Consider the following 436-nt stretch of genomic DNA (forward strand, 5'->3'; position numbering starts at 1 on the left):
CTCCCGGACCTCCGGGATCGCAATGACATGAAGAGTGCATGATCGTTTATTCATTACCCCCTACATAATTTCCATACGTCAGCAATAAAACAGCTGCAACCAGCATACCTAATGCAAGCCCTAATAGCTGCTTTGTGCGGTTACTGATATTACTCCACTCTTTTAATATTAATCCGGTGACGGTACTAAACAATACCAACATAATCATATGAATGGCCCAGCTTGAAAATTTATACGTTCCCATACGCAAATGGCCAAGACCGTAAAAAAAGAATTGTCCATACCAAAGCAGTCCGGTTAGGGTCGCCATTAAATAATTGACACGCAGGCTACCTGAACTACTTGTGTATTCTCCAAATGTTTTATCCTTATTATGTAAATACAAGCAATACAACAACGTTGTAAGAAAAGCACCTGAATTGGAAAATATATACAC

The 436-nt window shown here is 39.4% G+C and carries 1 protein-coding gene; it reads right to left on the reverse strand.

Translation table 11 applies throughout. From position 1 onward, the window contains the following. Positions 1-46: 46 nt before the first annotated feature. A partial coding sequence (locus I6F37_RS40530) for an L-rhamnose/proton symporter RhaT (RefSeq protein ID WP_225154453.1) occupies positions 47-436 on the reverse strand: 390 nt, incomplete at its 5' end.

Source organism: Bradyrhizobium sp. NBAIM08, from assembly GCF_020193935.1.
In the GTDB taxonomy this organism is placed as follows: domain Bacteria; phylum Pseudomonadota; class Alphaproteobacteria; order Rhizobiales; family Xanthobacteraceae; genus Bradyrhizobium; species Bradyrhizobium yuanmingense.